This is a genomic window from Virgibacillus profundi (genome assembly GCF_002287375.1).
Lineage (GTDB): Bacteria > Bacillota > Bacilli > Bacillales > Amphibacillaceae > Virgibacillus_K > Virgibacillus_K profundi.
Genome location: NZ_NPOA01000007.1, coordinates 205,223 through 227,773, shown reverse-complemented (window position 1 = coordinate 227,773; position 22,551 = coordinate 205,223). Strand labels below are relative to the sequence as shown.

Annotated in this window: 26 protein-coding genes; 25 read left to right on the top strand and 1 reads right to left on the bottom strand. The window is 35.9% G+C overall.

The annotated features are described in order from the left end of the window. The first annotated feature begins 33 nt into the window (after positions 1-33). From CIL05_RS11910 to CIL05_RS11835, 16 genes are all read left to right on the top strand, one after another. On the top strand, positions 34-240 hold the full coding sequence (locus CIL05_RS11910; protein ID WP_095655760.1) for a YqzK family protein: 207 nt from the start codon (positions 34-36) through the stop codon (positions 238-240). Between the two features lie 5 nt (positions 241-245). Beyond that, positions 246-1,139 carry a site-specific tyrosine recombinase XerD gene (gene xerD / locus CIL05_RS11905; RefSeq protein ID WP_095655759.1) on the top strand — a complete coding sequence of 298 codons (894 nt, stop codon included), beginning with the start codon at positions 246-248 and terminating at the stop codon, positions 1,137-1,139. A gap of 92 nt (positions 1,140-1,231) precedes the next feature. Continuing rightward, positions 1,232-2,419 (top strand): phosphopentomutase, encoded by a 1,188-nt coding sequence (gene deoB / locus CIL05_RS11900; RefSeq protein ID WP_095655758.1) that lies wholly within the window; start codon positions 1,232-1,234, stop codon positions 2,417-2,419. Between the two features lie 6 nt (positions 2,420-2,425). Beyond that, positions 2,426-3,247 carry a purine-nucleoside phosphorylase gene (locus tag CIL05_RS11895; protein ID WP_095655757.1) on the top strand — a complete coding sequence of 274 codons (822 nt, stop codon included), beginning with the start codon at positions 2,426-2,428 and terminating at the stop codon, positions 3,245-3,247. Between the two features lie 22 nt (positions 3,248-3,269). Further along, positions 3,270-4,574: a pyrimidine-nucleoside phosphorylase gene (locus CIL05_RS11890; protein ID WP_095655756.1), complete on the top strand. Its 1,305-nt coding sequence runs from the start codon at positions 3,270-3,272 to the stop codon at positions 4,572-4,574. A gap of 628 nt (positions 4,575-5,202) precedes the next feature. Beyond that, a complete protein-coding gene (locus tag CIL05_RS11885; protein ID WP_095655755.1) occupies positions 5,203-6,387 on the top strand; it encodes a D-alanyl-D-alanine carboxypeptidase family protein in 1,185 nt (394 codons plus the stop codon). A gap of 104 nt (positions 6,388-6,491) precedes the next feature. Continuing rightward, positions 6,492-6,845 carry an anti-sigma F factor antagonist gene (gene spoIIAA, locus CIL05_RS11880; protein WP_095655754.1) on the top strand — a complete coding sequence of 118 codons (354 nt, stop codon included), beginning with the start codon at positions 6,492-6,494 and terminating at the stop codon, positions 6,843-6,845. Then, complete coding sequence (gene spoIIAB / locus CIL05_RS11875) at positions 6,842-7,282, top strand: anti-sigma F factor (RefSeq protein WP_095655753.1); 441 nt, start codon at positions 6,842-6,844, stop codon at positions 7,280-7,282. The genes spoIIAA and spoIIAB overlap by 4 nt, the downstream gene beginning before the upstream one ends. Positions 7,283-7,290: 8 nt before the next feature. Further along, positions 7,291-8,046 carry an RNA polymerase sporulation sigma factor SigF gene (gene sigF / locus CIL05_RS11870; protein ID WP_095655752.1) on the top strand — a complete coding sequence of 252 codons (756 nt, stop codon included), beginning with the start codon at positions 7,291-7,293 and terminating at the stop codon, positions 8,044-8,046. 123 nt (positions 8,047-8,169) lie between these two features. Then, complete coding sequence (locus CIL05_RS11865) at positions 8,170-8,787, top strand: stage V sporulation protein AA (RefSeq protein WP_095655751.1); 618 nt, start codon at positions 8,170-8,172, stop codon at positions 8,785-8,787. Continuing rightward, on the top strand, positions 8,765-9,193 hold the full coding sequence (locus CIL05_RS11860) for a stage V sporulation protein AB (protein WP_095655750.1): 429 nt from the start codon (positions 8,765-8,767) through the stop codon (positions 9,191-9,193). The genes CIL05_RS11865 and CIL05_RS11860 overlap by 23 nt, the downstream gene beginning before the upstream one ends. Positions 9,194-9,222: 29 nt before the next feature. Beyond that, positions 9,223-10,704 (top strand): spore germination protein, encoded by a 1,482-nt coding sequence (locus CIL05_RS11855; RefSeq protein ID WP_095655749.1) that lies wholly within the window; start codon positions 9,223-9,225, stop codon positions 10,702-10,704. Between the two features lie 91 nt (positions 10,705-10,795). Next, positions 10,796-12,103: a diaminopimelate decarboxylase gene (lysA, locus tag CIL05_RS11850; RefSeq protein ID WP_095655748.1), complete on the top strand. Its 1,308-nt coding sequence runs from the start codon at positions 10,796-10,798 to the stop codon at positions 12,101-12,103. Between the two features lie 89 nt (positions 12,104-12,192). Next, positions 12,193-12,630, top strand: coding sequence for a peptidylprolyl isomerase (locus tag CIL05_RS11845; RefSeq protein ID WP_095655747.1), 438 nt, complete (start codon positions 12,193-12,195; stop codon positions 12,628-12,630). Between the two features lie 47 nt (positions 12,631-12,677). After that, complete coding sequence (locus CIL05_RS11840) at positions 12,678-13,145, top strand: site-2 protease family protein (protein WP_095655746.1); 468 nt, start codon at positions 12,678-12,680, stop codon at positions 13,143-13,145. A gap of 199 nt (positions 13,146-13,344) precedes the next feature. Continuing rightward, on the top strand, positions 13,345-13,716 hold the full coding sequence (locus CIL05_RS11835; RefSeq protein WP_095655745.1) for a GNAT family N-acetyltransferase: 372 nt from the start codon (positions 13,345-13,347) through the stop codon (positions 13,714-13,716). A gap of 92 nt (positions 13,717-13,808) precedes the next feature. Here CIL05_RS11835 and CIL05_RS22635 read toward each other — a convergent pair whose 3' ends face one another. Then, positions 13,809-13,892, bottom strand: coding sequence for a YjcZ family sporulation protein (locus CIL05_RS22635; RefSeq protein ID WP_077326775.1), 84 nt, complete (start codon positions 13,890-13,892; stop codon positions 13,809-13,811). A 186-nt stretch (positions 13,893-14,078) separates the two neighbouring features. Here CIL05_RS22635 and CIL05_RS11825 point away from each other — a divergent pair, with 186 nt between their 5' ends. The 9 genes from CIL05_RS11825 (at position 14,079) to resB (ending at position 22,541) form a co-directional block, all read left to right on the top strand. After that, complete coding sequence (locus CIL05_RS11825; protein WP_095655743.1) at positions 14,079-14,816, top strand: segregation/condensation protein A; 738 nt, start codon at positions 14,079-14,081, stop codon at positions 14,814-14,816. A gap of 2 nt (positions 14,817-14,818) precedes the next feature. Continuing rightward, on the top strand, positions 14,819-15,406 hold the full coding sequence (scpB, locus tag CIL05_RS11820; RefSeq protein WP_095655742.1) for an SMC-Scp complex subunit ScpB: 588 nt from the start codon (positions 14,819-14,821) through the stop codon (positions 15,404-15,406). Between the two features lie 104 nt (positions 15,407-15,510). Continuing rightward, on the top strand, positions 15,511-16,392 hold the full coding sequence (locus CIL05_RS11815; RefSeq protein ID WP_240510177.1) for a superoxide dismutase: 882 nt from the start codon (positions 15,511-15,513) through the stop codon (positions 16,390-16,392). 136 nt (positions 16,393-16,528) lie between these two features. Beyond that, on the top strand, positions 16,529-17,629 hold the full coding sequence (locus tag CIL05_RS11810) for a D-alanyl-D-alanine carboxypeptidase family protein (RefSeq protein ID WP_095655740.1): 1,101 nt from the start codon (positions 16,529-16,531) through the stop codon (positions 17,627-17,629). Between the two features lie 2 nt (positions 17,630-17,631). Further along, positions 17,632-18,216, top strand: coding sequence for a nucleoside recognition domain-containing protein (locus CIL05_RS11805; protein WP_095655739.1), 585 nt, complete (start codon positions 17,632-17,634; stop codon positions 18,214-18,216). A gap of 2 nt (positions 18,217-18,218) precedes the next feature. Further along, positions 18,219-18,749, top strand: coding sequence for a spore maturation protein (locus CIL05_RS11800; protein ID WP_095655738.1), 531 nt, complete (start codon positions 18,219-18,221; stop codon positions 18,747-18,749). Between the two features lie 733 nt (positions 18,750-19,482). Then, positions 19,483-20,223: a pseudouridine synthase gene (locus CIL05_RS11795; RefSeq protein WP_095655737.1), complete on the top strand. Its 741-nt coding sequence runs from the start codon at positions 19,483-19,485 to the stop codon at positions 20,221-20,223. Between the two features lie 54 nt (positions 20,224-20,277). Continuing rightward, positions 20,278-20,850, top strand: a complete 573-nt coding sequence (gene resA, locus CIL05_RS11790) for a thiol-disulfide oxidoreductase ResA (protein WP_095655736.1) — start codon at positions 20,278-20,280, stop codon at positions 20,848-20,850. 41 nt (positions 20,851-20,891) lie between these two features. Next, complete coding sequence (gene resB, locus CIL05_RS11785) at positions 20,892-22,541, top strand: cytochrome c biogenesis protein ResB (RefSeq protein ID WP_095655735.1); 1,650 nt, start codon at positions 20,892-20,894, stop codon at positions 22,539-22,541. Positions 22,542-22,551 lie beyond the last annotated feature (10 nt).

Genomic DNA, 22,551 nt, shown 5'->3' with positions numbered 1-22,551 from the left:
ATTAGTTTTTCTGAGAAAGAGAGGATATGCTGTATGAAACGAATAATATGGGATACAATAAAGGTTTTTATTATATTTATAGCATGCACATTTTTATTTTATTTTGGTTTGCGTGCGATGCATTCCGAATATGAGCAATATCATCGCTACGATCCACCAGAAGGTCCGGCAGTAAAAGTATTTAATACAGAGCAAAGTTTTTTTGATCGATTGAATTTATTTTTTCGATTAGGGGAGTAACAGGTATGCTTACTTATGCAATAGATGATTTTTTTCATTATTTACAAATAGAAAGAGGTTTATCAGATAATACATTAACATCGTACAAGCGTGACTTAAGAGGATACATTCACTATATTGAAAAAGTAGTTCAGAAAACGGATTGGAACGATGTTATCAGAAATGATATTATTGGCTTTTTGTACATGCTAAAGGATAATGGGAAATCATCATCAACGATTTCACGTCATATTTCATCGATACGTGCATTTCATCAATTTTTAATACGGGAACAAATTGTAAATAAGGATGCAAGTCTACATATTGAAACACCAAAAAAAGAAAGAAAACTTCCTGATGTATTATCAGTACAGGAAATTGAAGCATTACTGAGTATTAATGGAAGCACACCTTTAAGAAGCCGGAATAAAGCAATGTTCGAACTACTTTATGCTACTGGATTACGTGTCAGTGAAATGATTTCATTGAAAGTAAGTGATCTTCATTTAACTATGGGGTTTGTCCAATGTTTTGGAAAAGGGTCAAAAGAGAGAATTGTTCCACTTGGAAATGTCGCAATACATGCAGTAGAAGAATATCTAAATGATGCAAGAGGGCAATTAGTAAAACGAAATAATGATACAACAATGCTGTTTGTTAACCAGCATGGAAGACAATTATCACGCCAGGGGTTCTGGAAAATATTAAAAGCTGCTTCAAGAGAGGCAGGTATAAAAAAGACAATAACCCCACATACATTACGTCATTCCTTTGCTACACATTTGCTGGAGAATGGTGCAGATTTACGTGTGGTTCAGGAGATGCTTGGACATGTGGATATATCCACAACACAAATATACACACATGTGACAAAAACTAGATTAAAAGATATATATGAATCATATCATCCCAGGGCTTAATTTTTAATTTTAGTTGTCTGACATCCTACAACATGAAACCAAAGACATATATATGGTGAGAGTTGGGAATATAATTACAGGAGGTATTAAATATGAAAAATTTCAAACGTGTATTTTTAATCGTAATGGATTCAGTTGGTATCGGGGAAGCACCGGATGCCGATGAGTTCAATGATAGAGGCGCTGATACACTGGGACATATTGCAGAGCATATGAATGGACTCCATATGCCCAATATGGCGAAGCTGGGTCTGAGCAATATAAAAGAAATTAAAGGAATCCAAAAACCGGAAACACCAAAGGCACACTATACAAAAATGCAGGAAGCATCCAATGGTAAAGATACAATGACAGGACACTGGGAAATAATGGGGTTAAATATTCAACAGCCTTTCAGAACGTTCCCTGATGGTTTTCCTGAAGAATTAATAAATGAGTTAGAGAGTAGATCAGGTCGAAAAATCATCGGAAATAAACCAGCCTCAGGTACAGAAATATTGGAAGAGCTTGGTAAGGAGCATATGGAAACAGGGGCATTAATCGTATATACCTCAGCAGATTCAGTGCTGCAAATCGCAGCACATGAAGAAATTATTCCAATCGAAGAGCAGTATCGAATTTGTGAAATTGCACGTGAATTAACACTTGATGAAAAATATATGGTTGGCCGTATAATTGCACGACCGTTTATCGGGGAACCTGGTGCATTTCAACGGACATCTAACCGTCATGATTATGCTTTAAAACCATTTGGCCGAACAGTAATGAATGAGCTTAAGGATGATAACTATGATGTTATTGCACTTGGCAAAATTTCTGATATTTATGACGGTGAAGGGGTAACAGAATCTATCCGTACCATAGATAATGAAGATGGTATGACAAAACTGGTTGAATCAATGGATAAGGATTTTAACGGGATAAGTTTCTTAAACTTAGTTGATTTTGATGCAAAATATGGTCATCGCCGTGATCCCGAAGGTTATGGGAAAGCTCTTGAAGCATATGACGTGAGACTTCCTGAGGTTTTTAACAAGCTTAAAGCGGATGACCTTTTGCTTATTACTGCAGACCATGGGAATGACCCTGTTCATCACGGAACTGATCATACACGTGAATTTGTTCCATTAATAGCTTTTCATACAGGTATTACCTCAGGTCAGCAACTCCCGGAAAGAGAAACATTTGCAGACATTGGAGCAACTATTGCGGAAAATTTTAATGTTAGCATGCCGAAATTCGGGAAAAGTTTTTTAAATGAAATTAATATGAAGGGATGAAGTCAATTGGATCAATTAACAATCAATGAGGCAAGTTCGTTTATACAGAATAAATTATCAATTAAACCATCAATTGGACTAATACTTGGATCTGGACTGGGAATATTAGCCGACGAAATTGAGGATTCAGTAGCAATCTCTTATAAAGATATTCCTCATTTTCCGGAATCAACTGTTGCGGGCCACAAAGGGCAAATAGTTGCTGGTACTTTAGAGGGGAAACAGGTTATTGCTATGCAGGGGCGTTTTCATTACTATGAAGGTTATTCTATGAAGCAGGTGACTTTTCCAATACGTGTCATGAAACAATTGGGTATTGAAGGAATTATTGTTACAAACGCTGCAGGCGGGATAAATACAAGCTTCAGTCCCGGTGATCTCATGTTAATTACAGATCATATAAATAATATGGGGAATAATCCATTAATCGGAAAAAATAATGATGAATTAGGAGCACGTTTTCCGGATATGTCTCAATGTTATGACAGGCAATATATTAAACATGCCGAGGATTGTTCCAAAGAGCTGGGGCTAACTATTCAAAAAGGCGTTTATGTAGGAAACACCGGTCCTGTTTACGAAACACCGGCAGAAATTAAAATGCTGAGAACCTTTGGTGGTGACGCTGTAGGAATGTCTACAGTGCCAGAAGTTACTGTTGCTGCACATGCAGGTGTTCGTGTCCTGGGAATTTCATGTATTTCAAATATGGCAGCAGGTATATTAGACCAACCGTTAACACATACAGAGGTAATTGAAACAACTGATAAGGTAAAAGAAGACTTTTTACTGTTTGTAAAGAAAATTATTCATTCATTACCACAATAAATTTAAAAAAGGTGATCATAAAATGCGAATGTACGATATTATCGAAAAAAAGAGAGATGGACATGAATTATCAAAGGCAGAAATTAATTTTTTCATAAAAGGATATACAGAAGGAGAAATTCCGGATTATCAGGTTAGCGCGTTATTAATGGCAATCTACTTTCAGGATATGACGGAAGAAGAACGGGCGAATTTAACCGATTCCATGGTGAAATCGGGTGATCAAATTGACCTTTCTCCTATTTCGGGAATAAAGGTTGATAAACATTCCACAGGTGGAGTTGGTGATACAACAACATTAGTATTAGCTCCTTTAGTTGCGTCAGTTGGAGTACCTGTTGCAAAAATGAGTGGAAGAGGACTAGGTCACACAGGTGGAACAGTTGATAAGTTAGAGGCAGTTTCCGGATTTCATGTCGAAATATCGAATGATGAGTTTATCGGGCTTGTAAATAAAAATAAAGTTGCTGTAGTTGGTCAGTCAGGTAATTTGACACCTGCAGATAAGAAACTTTACAGCTTAAGAGATGTTACGGCAACGGTGAATTCCATTCCGTTGATTGCAAGCTCCATTATGAGTAAAAAAATAGCTTCAGGTGCTGATGCCATCGTTCTTGATGTTAAAACAGGTGCTGGTGCATTTATGAAAGACCTGGATGATGCAAGAGATCTTGCAAATGCAATGGTGTCTATTGGAAACCGTGTAGGAAGAAATACAATGGCGATTATTTCAGACATGAGTCAGCCCTTAGGTAATGCTATTGGTAATGCTTTAGAAGTAAAAGAAGCTATTGATACTCTAAAAGGCAAAGGACCTGATGACTTAACGGAACTTTCGCTTACTTTAGGCAGTCAAATGGTTGTACTGGCAAAGAAAGCAAGCAGTATTGAAGAAGCAAGAGAAAAATTAAAAGAAAACATTTCAAATGGCAAGGCATTTGAACAGTTCAAAATCTTTCTAAAGTCCCAGGGTGGAGATGCTGCTATAGCCGACAATCCTGAACTACTTCCAAAAGCATCATATAAAATAGAGCTTCCAGCAAAAGTATCCGGGACAATTGAAGAAATAATTGCCGATGATATAGGTACTGCAGCAATGCTGCTAGGCGCCGGCAGAGCAACAAAAGAATCCGAAATTGATCTTGCTGTAGGAATTGTACTACATAAAAAGATTGGGGATTTAGTTGAAGAAGGCGAGTCATTATTGACTATACATGCAAATCAAGATTCAGTTGAAGAAGTAAAAGAAAAGCTATATGCTAGTATAGCTATTACAAAAAATGACGTAAAAGCACCAACTTTAATCTATGATACAGTTACAAAATAATTATCAAAAACACACTTTAACAGGTGTGTTTTTTTTGGCTTTTTTGGTATACTCTGGGACTGCACTTCATTCGCTCCATCAAAATATTGTTACTTTTTAACTATCGTATTTGATAGAAAAGACGACGTAAAATCAATGTTAGTAGGTCTCAACGACCGCTCCGGAAACACATTTTGCGGACCTTAGGGCGGCTGGTGAGCCTCCTCATGCTACGCACTCGGGGGTCTCACCTATGCCTTTCCCCCCGCAGGAGTCTTCAATGTGTTTCCTCCACTGTGATGGAACTTTGTAACTTTAAAAAAAATTCTTGATTAATTCAAACAAATGGTTCTTGTTTGTATATTTTTGGCAGTTGTTTGGAGCGGAGGACCGTTGACTCCTACTTAGAACAGCACGTGTCTGAAGACCCCGCAGAGTGGGTTTCTCGAGGAGGCTGAAGCCGTGCCCTAAGGTCCGCAACGGTCCGCAGCGGAAAACAACCAAGCGCATACGTCGTCTTCTACATCTTTTATGCCAAAAACAATAACCTTTTCGAAAACAGCCTTTTTGATTATTTGGGCGTTTATTCCGTATAAAAAATACCAGTTTCGGTAACCCTAGAATTATATTGATTGTTGGAGGTAAAACTATGAAAAAGTATGTGTTAATTTTTAGCATCGTCATTTCTATGCTTTTTATTTCAGTTATACCAGTATTTGGTGAAGAAAAAAGCACAGATAATTCTGATGGAAATTTAAGCCTTGCGCCTAATGCAAAATCAGCTATTCTAATTGAACGTGATACGGGAAAATTGCTTTTTGATAAAAATGCGAATGAGAAGCTTCCACCTGCAAGCATGACGAAGGTTATGACACTTCTATTAATAATGGAGGCATTGGATCAAGGCAATTTAAAATATGATGAAATAATTCGTGTAAGCGAACGTGCTGCTTCCATGGGAGGTTCACAGGTGTTTCTTGAAGCAGGTGAAGAAATGTCAGTTGAAGACCTATTAAAGGGAGTTGCAATTGCTTCAGGAAATGATGCAAGTGTAGCATTGGCAGAACGAATAGCTGGAAGTGAAGATGCTTTCGTTACTAAAATGAACGATAAAGTAAAGGAATTAAATTTAAAAAATACTAAATTTCAAAATTCTACAGGTTTACCTGCTGAGGATCATTACAGTACAGCATATGATATGGCAATAATTGCGAAAGAATTATTAAAATACGAAACTATAACAGAATACACATCAATTTATGAAGATTACCTGCGAAAAGGTGAAAAGAATGAATTTTGGTTAGTAAATACGAATAAATTGGTTAAATTCTATCCTGGAGTGGATGGTTTAAAAACAGGTTTTACAAATGAAGCTAAATATTGTTTAACTGCTACAGCTAAAAAGAATGACATGCGTGTCATTGCAGTTGTAATGGGAGCAGAAACTACGAAAGAACGAAATGCCACGGTATCACAAATGCTAGATTATGCATTTAACCAGTTTGATACAAAAAAATTATTTGAAAAAGATCAAATTATTACCAATTTACAACTATTAAAAGCAGAGAATAAAAACATTGATATTGTAGCATCACAATCAATTAGTGTGATTCATGGAAAAGGGGAGAGTACTGAAAATATAAATACGGAGGTTCACCTGAATAAGGAGATTGATCTTCCATTAAAAAGAGGAGACCAGGTTGGAAAATTAATTGTAAAAAATGGGGAGGAAGTTTTATCCGAAACCCCTCTAACAGTTGAACAGAACATTGAAAAGGCAAGCTATTTTACATTATTTAAAAGATCCTTGCAGAAATTGGTGAAATCCAGATAATTTCTTCTAATTTAGATGGATTTCTTCTTCTTTTGTCATATAGCAGGAATTAACCCCCTTCATAAAGAAAGAGAACTTACAGAGTAAAATGAGGAGGTAAGGAAATGGGATTAAATTCAATGTTTGATATTAAAGAAGATGTATTGATTGTAAGATTGTCCGGAGAGCTGGACCATCATGAGGCAGAGGCACTAAGAAATAAATGGAAGGATCTCATCTATACAAATTCAGTAAAGCATGTAATTTTAAATTTGGAATTTGTAACCTTTATGGATAGCTCCGGCCTTGGTGTGATACTGGGCAGATATAAAGAAGTATTGCAGCTTGGTGGAGAGATGGTTGTATGCTCCATCTCTCCGCCAATTAAACGTTTATTTGAAATGTCAGGGTTGTTTAAAATTGTGCGTTTAGAGGAGAACGAGGAATTTGCATTAGAATCATTGGGGGTGGCTTCATGAGGAATGAAATGTTTGTAGAATTTTCAAGTGTCAGTGAAAATGAAGCTTTTGCAAGAGTAACTGTTGGGGCCTTTATTACACAATTGGATCCAACAATGGATGAGTTAACGGAAATTAAAACGGTAGTTTCAGAGGCAGTAACAAATTCCATTATTCATGGGTATAATAACGAAGCACATCATAAAATCTCTATTAATTGCGTCATATATGACGGGGAAATCGAATTAACAATTAAAGATAATGGCATTGGTATTGGTGACATTGATGAAGCGTTGCAACCACTGTATACATCCAAACCGGAATTGGAAAGGTCCGGAATGGGTTTTACAATCATTGAAAATTTTATGGATTCCGTTGAAGTTATTTCTACCCCTGGTAAAGGAACAACAGTTTTCATGACGAAGCAACTAATGAAAAGTAAAACGGTTAGTAAATAGGGATGCCTATGGATGTAAATGTTAAAAAGACGAAACGAAAAAACGCTTTAACGGATGAACAGGTAAAAGATTATATTCTTAGGAGTCAACAGGGGGATAAAGAAGCCAGGGATCAATTAGTTGAAAAAAACATTCGTCTAGTATGGTCTGTTGTACAGCGCTTTATCAACAGGGGATATGATCCTGATGATTTATTCCAAATTGGAAGTATCGGTTTAATAAAATCGATTGATAAATTTGATCTTTCCTATGATGTTCGTTTCTCAACATATGCTGTTCCGATGATTATTGGGGAGATTCAGCGATTTATAAGGGATGACGGAAGTGTGAAAGTAAGTCGTTCTTTAAAAGAAGCAGGGAATAAAATTCGTAAAAAGAAAGATGAGTTAACCAAACAGCATGGGAGGTCTCCCACAGTAAATGAAATTGCTGAAGCATTGGAAATTTCTCCTGAAGAAGTAGTTCATGCACAGGAAGCAGCAAAATCACCGCATTCCATTCATGAAACAGTTTTTGAAAATGATGGTGACCCGATTACACTACTGGATCAAATCGCTGAACACGATACGAAATGGTTTGACAAACTGACCTTACAAGAGGCAATCAGAGGTTTAAATGAACGTGAACGATTAATAGTCTACTTACGCTATTATAAAGACCAAACCCAGTCAGAAGTTGCGGAAAGACTTGGAATATCACAGGTGCAGGTATCAAGACTTGAAAAAAAGATATTACATGACATGAAGATGAATATGGATTCATGAAATGATTAAATCATCACGTAGCTGTGATGATTTTTTTTCGTCATAATAATCATAGTTCTGGCAAATACTATTTCTATAACAAATGATCACCTATTCAAACAACAACTAAGAGGATGATATATAGTGGGAGACATTATTTATTTGCGAATGAAAAAAAATCTGGAATTATCCTCAATGCAAGAGGTTCAATTAAAAGATATTGCTTATATATCAACTACTGCAGTAAGTAAGGAAAAATTAGAAAGTATTCCGATTTATAGAATCACAAAAAAGGATAAAAATATTGTTATCATTGACAGTTTTTTAATCCTTGATCATTTAAACAGCATATACAAAAATATAGAAATACAGCTGATTGGACCAACTCAAACGATCATACGAATTAAAAAAAATAATAAGAAACCAGCTATTTTGTTAGTGTCAGCAGTTTGGGTTTTATTATTTGTTGGGGCGGCAATGACTATTATGAATTTTCATTATGACGTCAGCATGCAGGAAGTTCAACAAAAACTGCATTATATACTTACAGGCAAGCAAAATGAATTCCCTCTGTGGATTCAAATTCCATATTCAATTGGTCTGGGGATGGGGATGTTGTTATTTTTTAACCATTGGTTTAATAAGCGGATTAATGAAGAGCCAAGCCCATTGGAAGTAGAGATTTTTAATTACCAGCAGGATCTTGATAATTATGTAAATTACTATGAAAATGAATTAAATGATACAAAGCCTCCTCTTTAATTTAATACAGATTATTATTGGGTTTTCAGGAGGTCTTGCTGTTGGAGCTGGGTTTGTTGCATTTCTGACCGTTTTGGGAATTATTCCACGTTTAATTCAACTAAGTAAATCGGAAAAATTATTAAAAGTTTATATTGGATGCGTCATTTTTGGGATATTATTTGGAACCTATCTGTCTTTTACAAATATAACCTGGGAGCAACCAATGATTCTACTTGCTTTTTGGGGATTGCTGCACGGAATATTTAACGGGATGCTTGCTGCGGCATTAACTGAGGTGTTGAATGTTTTCCCGATATTAAATAAGCGGCTGGGAATAGACCAACATATCCTGTGGTTACTTATGGCGATTGTTTTTGGTAAGATCGCAGGTTCAATATTTCAGTGGACGATATTTGTTAAGTAATTCCGCAACATGAAGGTGGATTGTAAATAATGAAACAAAAAGATAATAAAAGTCTTATATCTCCAACTATAAAAAATAATGAAGCCTATATGAGAGAAAGAATAGGTGTTGACGTTTCATTTGATCTCGGATTTAGAGAACTCATCATTCTTAAGAAAGAAATACAAATCTATTATGTGACGGGTTTATGTGATTCATTAATTATTTCTGAACTTTTAAGTAAACTGGTGAGTATCAATGATACGGAGAGCAATTCAAAAAAGGTTTATGAAATAATTAAGAATCGTTTAGTCCATCAGCAGGTAACACCCATCGAAACAATGGACGAAGCAGTAGACCAAATGCTGTCAGGTTTAATCGTCCTATTCGTAAACGGGGAAAAACATGCACTTGTAATTGATGTACGGAGTTACCCTGGAAGAACTCCGGATGAGCCGGATACAGAAAGAGTCGTTCGTGGTTCAAGAGATGGATATACTGAAAATGTCGTAGAAAATTCTGCCTTAACAAGAAGAAGAATCAGGGATGCAAGGCTGAGAAATGAAATGTTAAAGGTTGGCGAGCGCTCTAAAACGGATATTTGTATTAGTTATCTGCAGGATGTTGCCGATGATGGACTTATCGATTTAATAAAAAAGAAAATTAATGATATTGAAATTGATGGAATTTCGATGGCGGATAAAACAGTTGAGGAATTTATTATAGAATCTAAATGGAATCCATATCCTTTAGTAAGATATACTGAAAGACCTGATGTAGCTGCAAGTCACTTATTGGAAGGTCATGTACTCATTATTGTGGATACATCCCCAAGTGCGATTATTTTGCCGACAACATTTTTTCATCATTTGCAGCATGCAGAAGAATATCGTCAATCTCCTGCAATCGGAACATTTGTGAGATGGATCAGATTTATTGCTGTATTTGCATCGATGTATCTATTGCCATTATGGTTGTTATTTGTTTTGGATCCGACTTTGCTTCCTAAAGAACTGTCATTTATTGGCCCGAATGATGAGGGAAATATTCCGATAACCGTTCAAATAATTATGGCAAGTTTAGGAATAGAGTTTCTGCGTATGGCAGCAATTCATACACCAACTCCGCTATCTACTGCTATGGGACTTATAGCAGCTGTATTGATAGGGCAAATAGCAATTGATGTGGGTATGTTTACCCCTGAGGTAATATTATATGTTGCCGTCAGTGCGATTGGAGCATATGTGACTCCCAGCTATGAATTAAGTGTAGCAAATAAATTAATAAATTTATTGTTCGTGTTGTTAACAGGTATTTTTTTATTAAATGGATTTATTATTGGTATTGTGATTCATACCCTCTATTTAGTAAATTTAAGGTCTTTAAAAACACCTTATCTATGGCCATTCATACCGTTTAATGCGAAAGCTATACTCCATATCATATTCCGCATTCCAGTTCCATTTGCAAATACAAGACCAAGTATTGTCCACCCGAAAAACAATTATCGTCAACCAATAGAAAAGAGCTAACTTAGAATTGTTAGCTCTTTTGTTTTTTCCTTTAATATGATAAAGTTTTTGTATCATTTTATATTTTTGAAGGGAATCGGGGTAAATAGATATGTTAATAGACAATCATCCGTTTCAAGTAAACAAACAGGGCCATTTGGAAATTGGCGGGCTTGATACCACCATATTAGCTGAAAAATATGGTACACCGTTATACGTATATGATGTTTCTATTATACGGGATAATTGCAGAGCTTTTGTAAATACGTTTGACGATTTAGGTGTAAAAGCCAGGGTGGCCTATGCCAGTAAAGCATTTTCTTCGATTGCAATGCTTCAGGTAGTTAAGCAGGAAGGATTATGTTTGGATGTAGTTTCAGAAGGAGAATTATACACTGCACTACAAGCTGGTTTTCCAAAAGAAAGAATTCATTTGCATGGTAATAATAAAAGCTCACGTGAACTATCAATGGCTATTGAACATAATATAGGCTGTATTGTTGTTGATAATTTTTATGAAATAGATCTTATCACCGGAATTTTAGAAGAACATAATAAAGAAATAGATGTTCTCATGCGTGTCACACCCGGTATTGAATCAAAAACACATCAATACATTATGACCGGAAATGAAGATTCCAAATTTGGTTTTAATCTTCAAAATGGACAGGCTGATGAAGCGTTTAAACTATTGCATAATCATAAATCGATTCGTTTTAAAGGGTTACATTGTCATATTGGTTCACAAATTTTTGAAACAGATCGTTTTATAAAAGCAACAAGTGTATTATTTGAAGAGATTTCCAAATGGAATAAATTATTTGGTTATACACCTGAAGTATTAAATCTTGGAGGAGGATTTGGTATTCGTTATACGAAAGAAGATTCTCCTGCCCCATACCAATCCTACGCAGAGGCCCTGGTGCAGGCAGTTCAACAACATGTAGAAGAGTTGAATATACCAATGCCCGAGATATGGATTGAACCAGGCAGATCAATCGCAGGAAATGCAGGAATTACGCTATATACAATCGGCTCCATGAAAGATATACCCGGCATTCGTAAATATGTTTCGGTTGATGGTGGAATGACTGATAATTTAAGACCGGCACTATATCAGGCTGAATATGAAGCGGTTTTGGCTAATAAAGCAATGGATCCTGTAACAAATGAAGTTTCAATCGCAGGTAAATGCTGTGAATCCGGTGATATGCTTATTTGGGATCTACCCGTTCCACATGTTGATCATGGTGATATTCTGGCAGTATTTTCAACGGGGGCGTACGGTTATTCCATGGCCAATCATTATAATCGTTTTCCGAATGCAGCGGTTGTATTTGTTGAAAAAGGTGAAGACAAATTAGTAGTAAAAAGAGAGACTTATCAGGATGTTGTTACAAACGATTTATCCTATGAATAATAAATGAAAAGTAATGAAATCTTTTAAATGTAATAATTTAGTGTTAAAATATACAATGATCTAAATCAAATTCTGGAGGGAATCTAATAATGACTAAAACAGGTTATATAGTAATGGAAAATGGTAATAAAATTGAGTTTGAACTTTATCCTGAGGAAGCACCGAATACAGTAGCAAATTTTGAAAAACTGGCAAATGAGAATTTCTATGATGGACTAGCCTTTCATCGGGTAATTCCAGGATTTGTTAGTCAAGGTGGTTGTCCAGTAGGAAATGGTACTGGATCAGCTGGATATACAATTAAATGTGAAACAGAAGGAAATCCTCATAAACATGAAGAAGGTTCACTCTCTATGGCACATGCTGGTAAAGATACTGGAAGCTGTCAATTCTTTATTGTTCATGAACCACAGCCACATTTAAATGGTGTTCATACGGTCTTTGGAAAAGTTACATCAGGTATTGAATATGCAAAAGAAATGAATAATGGTGATGTAATGAAAGAAATGAAGATAGCTTCAGAATAATTGCATGAACCTGGAACTGATCCAGGTAAATTTTAAGGAAGTAATTGATGGATATATATTTGCTGGTTTTCCTTATTACGATAGCAGCTCCCTTTAGTATCTTTTTGCATGAACTAGGTCATGCTATTGCGGCTCGCACCGTCAATGCTGATCAAATTACATTATCAATTGGTCTCGGCAATAAAATAAGTACAATTTTTCTGGGGAAAATTCAAATAACTATTAATGCTATTTTCTTTTTAGGCGGTTTAGCTAAAAGTGAAAGGAACATTCCATATAAGTCGTCTGAAATTGTATGGATTTCAATTTCAGGTCCGATAACAAATGCTGTATTTGCGTTTTTGGTTTATTTAGCCTATTTCATTTACCCGAATAATTTTTTGCATTTACTTTTCTTGTTTAATTTATGGCTTGCCTTTGCAAATATTATCCCATTTAAAATTAAAGAAAAGAAAACGGATGGCTATACAATTTTTAAAGAGGCTGTCCATACTTTAAAAAGGATGTTAAAGTAATTATCAAAAATAACTTTTAAAATTCCGGGATTAATAGTAGTATGATTTATATAAATATTGTTAATGCTGGATGATAGAGCAATTTGGAATCAGAATTTGACAAAGCAGAGTAATAATGCATAAATATATATACAAAACAAACTCTAACCACCATATTACTTAATGAGATTGTAAGTTATTTTGTTAATGAGGGGTATCTATGTTAATTCGTTATAAAAAGAATTTAGAAAAAATAGCCATGGGATTACTATCTTTTATGCCGGAAGAGAAAAAAGATGTAAAAAAATTACTTCAAACAATAAAAGAATATGAAACGAACCCTAATTGGCATCTTTATTTGTGGAAAGATGAAGATGTATTAGGTGCGATAGGATTAAGGATTGAAAATGATATTAATGCAGTTGTCCAGCATATTTCTGTAAATCCTTCACATCGCAGTCAAGGGATTGGCAAGAAAATGGTAAATGAAGTGAATAGGCTATATAAAGAAAAATATGCTGTTTGTGCAAATGATGAAATACAGCAATTTTACAGTAAATGTGATGAAACTGACACACAGGAAAATGAATAAAAAAGCCAGCCCATTGTCAGAGGCTGGCTTTCTTCTTACTATAAATAGCTAATAATATTCACATATTAGCTACTGTAGAATAGTACTACAGCTTACATCCAAGCAGCACCAACAATAATTAATAGAATGAACAGTACTACTATCAACGCAAATCCTCCGCCATAATTACCACTCACTGAAAAAACCTCCTTTGTCTTCTGAACATAAATGTTTTGTGGTAACATTTATCTTACGTTAATAACTTATGATGATAAGAGTCATGATGTATAGGCGTTTATGACAAAACTGAAAGATTTTCGTTATAAAAGTGCATTCTGAAGCTGTTAACAGTTGATTAGATTTTATTGAAAGGAAGAAAAAAGATGAATCAGGCTTATCAGGTAAAATTAGATGCATTTGAAGGCCCGCTTGATTTATTGCTGCATTTAATCAAACAATATGAAATTGATATTTATGATATACCTGTTGCACAAATTACAGAACAGTATATGAATTATATTCATACAATGCAACGGCTCGAGTTGAATGTTGCAAGTGAATATCTTGTGATGGCTGCAACACTTGTAGCGATTAAGAGCCAAATGCTCCTGCCAAAACAGGAAATTGATGAGGATATGGATGATTATGAAGAAGATCCGAGAGAAGAACTAATGCAGCGGCTGATTGAATATCGACAATTTAAACATGCTGCCGAAAAACTAAAAGATAAAGAATTAGATGCAAATCAAATCTTCACCAGACCCCCTGTTGTATTTGACAATCAAATCGCTAAAAAAGCTCTGATGAACCAAGGAGATATTTCCATTTATGATATGCTTGGCGCTTTAGATAAAATGTTTGAGAGGAAAAAGTGGAATGAACCGCTCGATACAAAAGTAAAAAGAGCGGAAATACCGATTGATGAAAGAATGAAAGATGTTCTCGAGCTTGTGAGGGGATCAAAACAAGGTATTTCATTTGATCAGTTATTTACAACAAAAAGCCGATCACATATCGTCGTAACCTTTATGGCATTATTGGAATTAATGAAGTCCAATGAGATTTTTTGTAAACAAAAAAATAACTTCGATGAATTAATTGTGTTCTATATGGGGGAATAAATATGGAATTTAATGCATTAAAAGCAATTACGGAAGGCCTCTTATTTGCGAGTGGTGACGATGGAATTACTTGTAGACAATTATCAAAAATACTGGAGATTATCGAGCCAACTGTTATACATATACTGGATGAATTAAAGTCTGATTATGACCGTACAGACAGAGGGATTATGATTATGCAGTCCAATGAGGTTTTTCATTTAACAACAAAACCCGAACATAGCGCTTATTTTAAAAAATTATTGGAAACACCCCAAACCACGAAAATGTCGCAGGCTGCATTGGAAACACTGGCCATTATTGCGTACAAGCAACCGATAACCCGAACGGAAATTGACGAAATCAGAGGGGTCAAAAGTGATCGACCAGTCCGGACACTGCTCTCAAGATTTTTAATTGAAGAGGTTGGTCGGAAGGAAAGTATAGGTAGACCAATATTGTTTGGCACCAATAAAGATTTTTTAACGTACTTTGGGTTAACATCTTTGGATGAACTACCACCCCTTCCGGATCATGCAGATTCAGATGAACTTGAACAGGAAGCTGATTTGTTTTTTGAAAAATTTAACCAAAAGATGGATATAGAATAAGTATTAAAACAAGCCTCACAGTGATTTTTTTATAAATTACTGTGAGGCTTGTTTAAAATACACAGATGACTAAGGGTGGGCATATGCTACTCCGGGGTGATTATGTGAATAAAACCAATCAAAAGTATCTGGAAAGTCTTAATGAATGGGGAGAACAAATTAAAACTAAGTTGAAAGATAATGAAATTCCTGATGATGAATTGAATCTGGCAATCGGGCAAATCGACAGCTGGCAGCAACAAATTAATCATGAGCTGGAACGGGATCAAAATCCTGAAAATGAAGAATTAACTTTATTACAAACGGAAGGTGAACGAATACTGAATGATATAAAATACAAAAAGCATAAGAAACCTGGGCAGTCGAGTATTCCATATGGAAAGCATCAATTGCCACCGTTACCTTACGAATATAATGCTTTAGAACCCTATATTAACGAAGAGATTATGAGGCTGCATCATGATGTACATCATCAATCCTATGTAGATGGTTTAAATAAAGCCGAAAAAGCTTTATATGAACATAAACAGGATAATAACATAATAAAACATTGGTTAAGAGAACAAGCTTACAATGGTTCGGGACACTATTTGCATACTATTTTTTGGTACAATATGACACCAAATTCAAGCAAAGAACCAATTGGTGAAATCAAAAAACGGATAAATAAAGACTTTGGTTCATGGAAAAAATTTAAGGAACTTTTTAGTGAGGCAGCAAATTCTGTAGAAGGGGTTGGATGGGCTATTTTGGTGTGGTCACCAAGAAGTGGAAGACTTGCTGTTCAAACAATTGAAAAACATCAGCTATTTCAACAGGCTGACGTGATTCCTTTACTTGTATTGGATGTATGGGAACATGCCTATTATTTACAATATCAGACGGATAAAAAAGATTATATAAATAACTGGTGGAATGTAGTTAATTGGGAAAATGTAAATAAGCGGTATATAGAAGCTGAAAAGGTCAAATGGCATTTATATTAAAGGGTGCTATCCCAAACTAATAGTATAATAGCACGGTTTCCTCAGGCGTTTTGTATGAGCGATGATTAATTTATTCATATCATTATGTCTCCTGCATAAAATATACAGACATAATAACCGTGGGAGGAAACCTGCTATGAGATTTATTTTTTTCATCATTATTTTGTTATTATTCAGTCTGGTAAATCCGGTAATTGGACAAGCAACCCCTGAAGTATCCGCTAATAATGCTATTTTAATAGAACAATCGACGGGAAGGGTATTATATGAAAAAGATGCACATGAACCAGAATTGATTGCCAGTATTACTAAAATTATGACTGCACTTATAGCAATTGAATCGGACAAGATGAAAGAGAAAGCTAAAATAAGCAGAAAAGCAATTTATACAGAGGGATCATCCATCTACCTGGAGCAGGGAGAAAAAATGACGATTGAAGATCTTGTATATGGTTTAATGCTCAGATCCGGTAATGATGCTGCAGTAGCTATTAGTGAACATATAGGAGGAAGTGAAGAAGGCTTTGTTTATTTAATGAATGAAAAAGCAAAATGGCTGGGAATGACAAACAGCAGTTTTGAAAATCCGCATGGGCTCGATTCGGACAATCATTATTCTTCCGCTTATGATATGGCATTATTGATGCGTAGCGCAATGAAAAATGAAGAATTCAGAAAGATAACCGGGACTACTTCCTATAAATCGGAGAACAGATCTTATAGCTGGCAGAACAAAAACAAATTACTAACTCAATATTATGATAGTTGCACAGGTGGAAAAACGGGTTATACGAAAAAGACCGGCAGAACGTTAGTCACTACAGCCAGCAAAAATGGAATGGATCTTATCGCAGTGACATTAAACGCTCCTGATGACTGGCGGGATCATATAAATATGTTTGAATGGGGATTTGATAACTATGATATGGAGTCAATTGCTAAAAAAGGAGAAATACAATATAAACTTAAAAAAACGGACAAATCCATCCCCGGTTTTACCCGGAATGATATTTTTTACCCGTTAACAGAAGCAGAAAAAGATAATATAAAGAAAAAATCCTATTTACTAAAAGAGGATAATAGGGTAGCTGATGATACCATCGGGAAAACTGTTTTTTATCTCGATGACATACCAATAGCTGAAACAACCATTTACAATGAAGAAAACAGACCACGTGAGGATAAGTTTTATTCTCTGGTGTTATCAATGTATCAGAAAATTATTGGGTTTGAATAATCATGGTAAATATTATATGGGCAGGTATGGCTGTTATTGGAATCATATATGCAATGTTTAATGGGACGATGGATCAAGTGAATAAAGCTGTATTTGAGAGTGCAGATGAAGCTGTTACTTTGTCAATTGGATTAATTAGTGTTTTGGTTTTCTGGCTAGGCATTATGAGAGTTGCCGAGAAAGCTGGTATATTGCGGGTACTTACAAGGTTATTAAGACCCATTATCAGTAAGCTGTTTCCGGATATACCAAAAGATCATCCTGCAATGGGATATATATTATCAAACTTTACTGCAAATATATTTGGTCTTGGTAATGCAGCAACACCGATGGGGATCAAAGCAATGGAACAGATGAAACAGTTAAGTGGCAATGATACCGCCTCAAGATCAATGATCACATTTTTAGCATTAAATACTTCGAGTTTAACAATCATCCCAACAATGGTAATTTCGATTCGTATGCAATATAATTCACTCGCTCCTACTGAAATAGTTGGGACAACGATTATAGCTACAGTCATATCTTCATTAAGTGCGATTCTGATTGACCGTTTTTTCTATTATAAAAGTACCTGGAGGAAATAAAAATGGGGATTTTAACGTCGGTTAGTACCTGGTTGATACCATGTTTTCTATTGCTTGTACTAATTACTGCGACATGGAAGCAGGTTTCAACCTATGAAGTGTTTGTCGAAGGAGGGAAAGAAGGTGTCAAGATGGCATTTTCTTTACTTCCTTTTTTAGTAGGAATGATTGTTTCTATTTCAATACTGAGAAGTTCAGGAGCCCTGGAAGCATTTACAAATCTGATTACACCATTTCTTGTATTTATCGGAATTCCACCTGAGATTATACCACTGGCCCTGGTGAGACCTATTTCAGGTACAGCTGCACTTGGAATGACCACGGAATTAATTGCCACAAACGGGCCAGATTCATTTATTGGCAGATTAGCCTCAACCATGCAAGGGAGTACAGATACGACATTATACATTTTAACCGTCTATTTTGGTGCTGTTGGAATTAAGAAGATGGGGTATGCGTTAAAGGTTGGACTATTAGCAGACCTAATTGGTATACTAGCATCAATAATTGTTGTTTCGATTATTTTTGGATAATATTTTTTACTGGCGTTAACGTAGAGTTAGCGCTATTATTATGGAAGAAAATATAAAAAAAGGCTGTTTTTGCATAGAATGGGACTAAGCACTGCTCGTCCTACCGAAGTGATTTGTTTTTTTCTGCTCTGTAGTCGATATAAAAGACGACGTAAAATCAATGATAGTAGATCCATTGACCGCTACAGAAACACATTTCGCGGACCTTAGGGCGGCTGGTGAGCCTCCTCGTGCTACTCGTCTTTAGGGGTCTCACCGATGCCTTTCCTCCCGCAGGACAAGGAAGACTACGTAAGCGAAATATCGCACGCAGAAAAAGTGTTTTTCTTTTTCAAGGAGTCTTCATGTGTTTCCTCCGCTGGGTTTGCGCTTTGTAACATTTGAAAAATTTCTTGATTAATTCAAACAAATCGTTCTTGTTTGCACATTTATAGCGGTTGTGTGTTGAGCGAAGGACCGTTGACTCCTGCGGGAACAGCACGTGTCTGAAGACCCCGCAGAGTGGGTTTCTCGAGGAGACTGAAGCCGTGCCCGCGGAAAGCAACGGTCCGAAGCGGAAAACAACCTAGCGCTTACGTCGTCTACTATAGAAACTACGAAAGTTAAAAAAGCAACAAATGGTTTCGATGGGGCGAGCAGTGCGCAGCCCCAGTATTTTGGTCGAGCGAACGAAGTGCAGTCAGTCCCAAAGTTTACGAAAAGAGCCTAAAAAAAACTAAAGTATGGTGATAATATGACAAACAAGTTGGAAAGATTACAAAAAGTGATTGCACAGAGTGGTGTAACGTCAAGACGAAAAGCGGAACAGCTTATTATAGATGGTAAAGTAAAGGTAAATGATGAGATCATCAATACGCTCGGTTCAAAGGTTTCTGAGAGTGACAAAATTGAAGTAAATGGTGTACCTTTGGAAAAAGAAGCACCTGTATATTACATGATGTATAAGCCGCGTGGTGTCATTTCCAGCGTGAAAGATGATAAAGGCAGAAAGGTTGTAACTGAACTTTTAGGTGGTGTAACAGAACGGGTTTTTCCAATTGGACGACTTGACTATAATACATCCGGTATCCTGTTATTAACAAATGATGGGGAATTTGCTAATCTGCTCATGCATCCGAAGCATGAAATTGAAAAGGTATATGTTGCTAAAATTAAAGGAATACCGGGAAATGCGGAATTAGGGCAATTGAAAAAAGGTGTAAAGGCTGACAGGGATGTTCTAAAAGCAGTTAAGTACAATATATTGTCCACAGACAAAACGAAAAACACGATGATTATTGAATTGACATTGCATGAAGGCAAGAACAAACATGTAAGAAGAATGATGGAGGGACTTGGTTATCCTGTCATGAAATTAAAACGAGAAAAATATGGAATGCTGACACTACAAGGACTGCAACCAGGGAACTACCGGTCACTAACCCCAAAGGAAGTAAAACAAATGCGTAATGAAGCGATAAAAATTGTTGAATAATAGTCAAATTTAACATAGCTTTTAAATGGTATAATGGCTTGGGGAGTGATCCAATTGAGTCTAGATCAAATAAGAAAAAATAAAAAAAATAAAAAAAGAAACCGTCTGATTTTTAGATCAGTAATTTTGGCAGTTATGCTGGTGGCAGTTGTTTTTGCTGTTGTCTCAAACCTCCAAAAAGATAATACAATATACAGAGCAGGGGATCCTGCACCTGATTTTAAGCTGCAGCAAATAAGTAAAAATAATGAGCTTGAAACAATCCAGCTAAGTGATTTGGAGGGTAAAGGTGTCATGCTGAATTTCTGGGGCACCTGGTGCAAGCCGTGTGAAGCAGAAATGCCGTACATGCAGGATTTATACCCTGAATATAAAGAAAAAGGAATCGAAATTGTTGCAGTCAGTTTGGATGCAACAGAGCTAGTTGTGCATCGTTTTATTGATGAATATGATTTGACTTTTCCTATTCCACATGACAAAACAGGAGAAGTAAAGGATTTATATAAAGTAGGACCAATACCCAGTACGTTTTTTATTAATCCGGACGGAGAAATTGAGGAAGTAGTAGAGGGTGCACTGAGTTTAGAGAGATTGGAAGGGTACTTTCAGGATATACAGCCAAAGTAAAAGTAATAAAAAGCAACCTACTATTATTGTGAGGGATATGAATGAATAAAATAAAATGTGAATGCGGACATGTCAATCCTGAAGGAACTGTCCTTTGTGAAGCTTGTGGTAAACCGATTGAAGGAAATCAGCATATTGAAGGAAATGATGAGAAAAAACTCCTGAATATGCGTTATGATGGAACGGCTCGAAGATCACAAACATATAACAAATCTATCATTGATAAAACATGGAGTTTTTTCTCATCTGTAAAAGTGGGAATCTGGTTAATTGTTCTTGCTTTAATTGCTTCAGCAGTAGGATCTATCTTCCCACAGGAAATATACATACCTGCAGACGCTGTATCACGCGATCCTGCAATTTTTTACGAAGAACGTTATGGAATATTTGGTCTTATTTTTTACCAGCTGGGATTTCATAATCTATATGGCTCCTGGTGGTATATGATTTTAATTGCTTTAATAGGGGTTTCATTGGTAATTTGCAGTCTGGATCGATTTGTGCCATTATATAAAGCTTTAAAAAAACAAAAAGCAAAACGCCATGAGACATTTTTAAACAGACAACGATTATTCAGTGAAACGGAAGTTGTATCTGGTGATGAGATACAAAAAGTAAAAGCCCGTTTAAAGAAGCAAAATTACAAGGTCAGGGATGAAGATGGACACATTCTGGCTGAAAAGGGACGGTTTTCCAGATGGGGTCCCTATGTAAACCATATTGGACTTATTATCATTTTACTTGCAGCGTTACTTCGTACAACACCACTTTTTTATACGAGTGAGTATGTCTGGGTTAGAGAAGGACAGCAAATGGTAATTCCTGGAACAAAGGGCGAATATCATATCGAAAACAAAGACTTTACTATCGAGAATTATGATGAAAATGACGAACGATTTTCTGATGCGATAACTCAAGAGGGTGGTATGGTACCAAGTAATTACCAGACTGATGTAGTTATTTATAAAGCAGAGGAGTCTTCAGTCCCTGGTGCAGAACCTGAACTTAAAACAATAATTGAGGATGATATACGGATGAATCATCCTATAGAATTTGACGGATATACAGTTTATCAAAAAGGTTATCAATTGAATGAATTTACAAACATGTCATTTAAAATACATGAAACAGATGATTCCAATGAGGAAGCTTTGGGTACATTTACGATTGATTTAACAGCACCTGAATCTGAATACGAGCTGGATAATGGTTTTCGTGTAGAATTGGGTCAATACTACCCGGATTATTATTTAGATGATAATGGAGAACCGGCATCTGAAACAAATTTCCCAAGAAACCCTGCATTTGTTCTAATGGTTTATCCTCCAGGAAGTGATCAAGCAGAAATAAGCTTCTTAGGAATTGGTAAAAATATTGATGCAACTGGTGAAAATGAATATAAAGTTGGGATAACCGATTTCGAGATGCATGACGTTAGTGGATTAAGTGTCAGAAAAGATTACACATTGCCATTTTTCGGCCTTGGAGCAGCTATTTTTATGATTGGTGTTATCCAAGGGATGTACTGGCAGCATAGAAGAATTTGGATACGTCCGAAAAAGGATGGGCTATTACTGGCTGCACATACAAATAAAAACTGGTTCGGTGTTAAAAAGGATATTGAAAAAGCAATTTCAGATACAAATATTGAAATGGTGGATGATCAACAAGAACTTGATGAACAGAATTAATTAGGAGGGT

Bases quoted from the DNA above. Each gene is read 5' to 3' on its own strand.
- CIL05_RS11910 (WP_095655760.1), top strand. From the start codon at position 34: ATGAAACGAATAATATGGGATACAATAAAGGTTTTTATTATATTTATA.
- xerD (WP_095655759.1), top strand. From the start codon at position 246: ATGCTTACTTATGCAATAGATGATTTTTTTCATTATTTACAAATAGAA.
- deoB (WP_095655758.1), top strand. From the start codon at position 1,232: ATGAAAAATTTCAAACGTGTATTTTTAATCGTAATGGATTCAGTTGGT.
- CIL05_RS11890 (WP_095655756.1), top strand. From the start codon at position 3,270: ATGCGAATGTACGATATTATCGAAAAAAAGAGAGATGGACATGAATTA.
- CIL05_RS11885 (WP_095655755.1), top strand. From the start codon at position 5,203: ATGAAAAAGTATGTGTTAATTTTTAGCATCGTCATTTCTATGCTTTTT.
- spoIIAA (WP_095655754.1), top strand. From the start codon at position 6,492: ATGGGATTAAATTCAATGTTTGATATTAAAGAAGATGTATTGATTGTA.
- spoIIAB (WP_095655753.1), top strand. From the start codon at position 6,842: ATGAGGAATGAAATGTTTGTAGAATTTTCAAGTGTCAGTGAAAATGAA.
- sigF (WP_095655752.1), top strand. From the start codon at position 7,291: ATGGATGTAAATGTTAAAAAGACGAAACGAAAAAACGCTTTAACGGAT.
- CIL05_RS11860 (WP_095655750.1), top strand. From the start codon at position 8,765: ATGATACAAAGCCTCCTCTTTAATTTAATACAGATTATTATTGGGTTT.
- CIL05_RS11855 (WP_095655749.1), top strand. From the start codon at position 9,223: ATGAAACAAAAAGATAATAAAAGTCTTATATCTCCAACTATAAAAAAT.
- lysA (WP_095655748.1), top strand. From the start codon at position 10,796: ATGTTAATAGACAATCATCCGTTTCAAGTAAACAAACAGGGCCATTTG.
- CIL05_RS11845 (WP_095655747.1), top strand. From the start codon at position 12,193: ATGACTAAAACAGGTTATATAGTAATGGAAAATGGTAATAAAATTGAG.
- CIL05_RS11840 (WP_095655746.1), top strand. From the start codon at position 12,678: ATGGATATATATTTGCTGGTTTTCCTTATTACGATAGCAGCTCCCTTT.
- CIL05_RS11835 (WP_095655745.1), top strand. From the start codon at position 13,345: ATGTTAATTCGTTATAAAAAGAATTTAGAAAAAATAGCCATGGGATTA.
- CIL05_RS11825 (WP_095655743.1), top strand. From the start codon at position 14,079: ATGAATCAGGCTTATCAGGTAAAATTAGATGCATTTGAAGGCCCGCTT.
- scpB (WP_095655742.1), top strand. From the start codon at position 14,819: ATGGAATTTAATGCATTAAAAGCAATTACGGAAGGCCTCTTATTTGCG.
- CIL05_RS11810 (WP_095655740.1), top strand. From the start codon at position 16,529: ATGAGATTTATTTTTTTCATCATTATTTTGTTATTATTCAGTCTGGTA.
- CIL05_RS11805 (WP_095655739.1), top strand. From the start codon at position 17,632: ATGGTAAATATTATATGGGCAGGTATGGCTGTTATTGGAATCATATAT.
- CIL05_RS11800 (WP_095655738.1), top strand. From the start codon at position 18,219: ATGGGGATTTTAACGTCGGTTAGTACCTGGTTGATACCATGTTTTCTA.
- CIL05_RS11795 (WP_095655737.1), top strand. From the start codon at position 19,483: ATGACAAACAAGTTGGAAAGATTACAAAAAGTGATTGCACAGAGTGGT.
- resB (WP_095655735.1), top strand. From the start codon at position 20,892: ATGAATAAAATAAAATGTGAATGCGGACATGTCAATCCTGAAGGAACT.